A 2,767-nucleotide genomic window follows, 5' to 3' on the forward strand; every position below is an offset into this window, starting at 1 on the left:
GTCGCCGGCACCCGCCGGGTGGAACTCGAGATCGGCGGCGAACGCCAGCGCGTCGAGATCGAGCTGCCCGTCGACCATCCCGCGGCACAGAAGAGCCGGGTAGCGTTCCGCCCGGGCCGCTGGAAACTGTTTCCGGCTGCTTGATATTAGACCGAGCACCACTCCAGCCAGTTCTCGATCTTGAGGTTGCGGATTCGCATGAACTCGCCCGTATTGGCCGTTACCAAAGTGATGCCCACAGCGCAGGCGTGCGCAGCAATAAAAAGGTCGTATGGTCAATGGGTTGGCCGGCGGCCTCCAGTTCTGCACGAAGGGCGCCATACTCTGCATCCGCCGGCACATCGAGCGGCAAGACCGGAATCTCAGCCAGCAATTGCTCGACTTTTTTGAGCAGCTTGGTTGATCCCTTCCTGGCACAGCCATATCGCAATTCCGAGGCCACCACGATACTTGTGCAAATGGCGTGGTCTCCCTCGCGCTCCACTGCATTGGCGGCTTTGCCAGCCGGATTTCGGATCATGTCACTGATGATGTTGGTGTCCAGCATGAACCGCATCAAAAAATGTCCTCGGATTCGACTGGCGCATCATTGATTTCGGGAAGATCGTCCTCGGGGCCGAGCGGCGGCTCGTTTGCCCATTGGGCGAGCAACGCGCCGAGCCCAGCTTTGCGGATCGGCTCAATGACAAGGCGGTCGCCTTCACGGCTGATCAGGACCTTCTCGCCGGGGAGCTCGAACTCGACAGGAATGCGCACCGCCTGGCTGCGGTTATTGCGAAACAGCTTCGCCTCCTTCGACGGCCGCGTTGTTGAATGGCGGTGTTGGCGCATGGTTGCCTCCTTTGTATATGCATATTGGGCGGAACAAAATTCTAATGACAGCGTTCATGACGACATTTTTTCTTACGGTGGCACCGCGAAACTATTGCACGTGCCTCGTCGGGCAAGTGGCGCAGGACTATGGTGAGGTGATTAAGCACAACACGGAGCCTTATTTCATGAAGCGATTTCTCCTCGGCGTCGCCACCGTCGCCGGCCTGTTCCTCGCATCTTCCCAAGCCTGGTCTGCCGACAAGCTGCTCAACGCCTCCTATGACGTCGGCCGCGAACTGTTCGTCCAGGTCAACAAGGCATTCATCGAGAAGCACCCGGGCGTGAGCATCGACCAGTCGCATGCCGGCACCTCGGCTCAGGCACGCGCCATCGCCGAAGGGCTCGGCGCTGATGTCGTCACCTTCAACCAGGTCACCGACATCGACTTCCTGGTCAAGAAGGGCCTCGTCTCGGCCGACTGGCAGAAGGATTTTCCCGACAACGCCTCGCCCTTCTATTCGCTGCCGTCCTTCCTGGTGCGGGCGGGCAACCCCAAGCACATCAAGGATTGGAACGACTTGGTGCGCGACGACGTGCAGGTGATCTTCCCCAACCCGAAAACCTCGGGCAATGCGCGCTACACCTATCTGGCGGCGACCGCCTACGCCAAGGAGGCCTTCAAGGGCGACGACGCCAAGGTGAAGGAATTCATCACCAAGTTGTTCAACAACGTGCCGATCTTCGACACCGGCGGGCGCGCAGCCACCACCACTTTCGTGCAGCGCGAGATCGGTGACGTGCTGATCACGTTCGAATCCGAAACCCGCGGCATCCGCAAGGAGTATGGCGACGACAAATTCGAGCAGGTCACGCCTTCCGTCAGCCTGCTGGCAGAATTCCCGGTGGCGATCGTCGACAAGGTCGCCGACGAACATGGCACGCGTGATCTGGCCAAAAGCTATCTCGATTTCCTCTATACGCCCGAAGGGCAGGACATCGCCGCTGACAATGGCCTGCGCGCCCGCGACACGGCCGTCGCCGCCAAACACAAGGCCGACTTCCCGGACGTGCGCCTGCTGACGGTGGAAAACGTCTTCGGCGGCTGGGACAACATCCAGAAAGAGCATTTCGCCGCCGGCGGCCTGCTCGACCAGGCCTATGGCAGCCGATAAGGTTTTCGCGGCGCGATAGCACGTTACGATAAGCAAATCAGGAAAGCCGGCGCTTTGCCGGCTTTCGCCGTTTGCGGCAAAATATGGCAAATACGACGCCAGCCGCGCAAAAGGTTACGAAGAATCAACGCGTTTGCGCCTAACGTGCCGACAAATCGGCTTGTTCGCGAAACGGCAGCGCTCCACAAGCCCCGTCATCATTTGCACACAAACAGCCGCCAGATGCGGATTGTTGGGGCTTCATGGGTTGACTCGGGCATGCTGACTAAAAAAGGCAAATACGGCCTCAAGGCCCTCGTGCATCTGTCCGGCTTGCCGGCTGGCCAATTGGCCTTCGTCAACGACATCGCGGTCGCCAACAACATCCCGAAAAAATTCCTCGATGCCATTCTGGGCGAGCTGCGCAATGCCGGCTTCGTCCAGAGCCGCAAAGGCAAGGAAGGCGGCTATCGCCTCGCCCGCCCGGCCTCGGAGATCAAGATCGGCCATGTGGTGCGTGTGCTGGACGGGCCGCTGGCGCCGATCCCATGCGCCAGCCGCACGCAGTATCAGCGCTGCGAGGATTGCGACGAAGCGACGTGCCAGGTCCGGCACATGATGCTCGAGGTGCGCCAGGCAATCGCCGAGGTGCTGGACAACCGCAGCCTTGCCGCCATGCGCGATGCCGACAATGATGATTTTCCGGTCGAGTTGACGTCGCAGATCTAGTCGGCCGTGAACTATCCGCAAGCCATTGATTTGGCTTTTTGATCCGGGCCGATTGTGGCTTTGGAATTGCAGGA

Annotated in this window: 4 protein-coding genes and 1 pseudogene; 3 read left to right on the forward strand and 2 right to left on the reverse strand. The window is 60.0% G+C overall.

Features of this window, described 5'->3' with window-relative positions; translation table 11 throughout:
• Positions 1–144: TOBE-like domain-containing protein (locus FJ942_RS28345; protein ID WP_181170064.1), on the forward strand; the 144-nt coding region annotated here is incomplete at its 5' end.
• A 2-nt stretch (positions 145–146) separates the two neighbouring features.
• On the opposite strand, the pseudogene FJ942_RS28350 reads toward FJ942_RS28345, so the two are convergent.
• Positions 147–556: pseudogene (locus FJ942_RS28350) on the reverse strand (type II toxin-antitoxin system VapC family toxin).
• Positions 556–831: an antitoxin gene (locus FJ942_RS28355; protein ID WP_140899646.1), complete on the reverse strand. Its 276-nt coding sequence runs from the start codon at positions 829–831 to the stop codon at positions 556–558. Before FJ942_RS28355 ends, FJ942_RS28350 begins: the two are co-directional and overlap by 1 nt.
• 167 nt (positions 832–998) lie before the next feature.
• Here FJ942_RS28355 and FJ942_RS28360 point away from each other — a divergent pair, with 167 nt between their 5' ends.
• Both FJ942_RS28360 and FJ942_RS28365 read left to right on the forward strand, forming a co-directional pair.
• Positions 999–1,985, forward strand: a complete 987-nt coding sequence (locus FJ942_RS28360; protein WP_140499837.1) for a sulfate ABC transporter substrate-binding protein — start codon at positions 999–1,001, stop codon at positions 1,983–1,985.
• Between the two features lie 258 nt (positions 1,986–2,243).
• Entirely contained in the window at positions 2,244–2,693 is a 450-nt protein-coding gene (locus FJ942_RS28365) for an Rrf2 family transcriptional regulator (RefSeq protein WP_013530871.1), read from the forward strand.
• Positions 2,694–2,767 lie beyond the last annotated feature (74 nt).

Origin of the sequence: Mesorhizobium sp. B2-4-2 (assembly GCF_006442845.1) — a bacterium.
In the GTDB taxonomy this organism is placed as follows: domain Bacteria; phylum Pseudomonadota; class Alphaproteobacteria; order Rhizobiales; family Rhizobiaceae; genus Mesorhizobium.

What these genes read in the sequence shown, in the direction of transcription:
- FJ942_RS28355 (WP_140899646.1), bottom strand. Translation starts at nt 831, where the DNA reads ATGCGCCAACACCGCCATTCAACAACGCGGCCGTCGAAGGAGGCGAAG.
- FJ942_RS28360 (WP_140499837.1), top strand. Translation starts at nt 999, where the DNA reads ATGAAGCGATTTCTCCTCGGCGTCGCCACCGTCGCCGGCCTGTTCCTC.
- FJ942_RS28365 (WP_013530871.1), top strand. Translation starts at nt 2,244, where the DNA reads ATGCTGACTAAAAAAGGCAAATACGGCCTCAAGGCCCTCGTGCATCTG.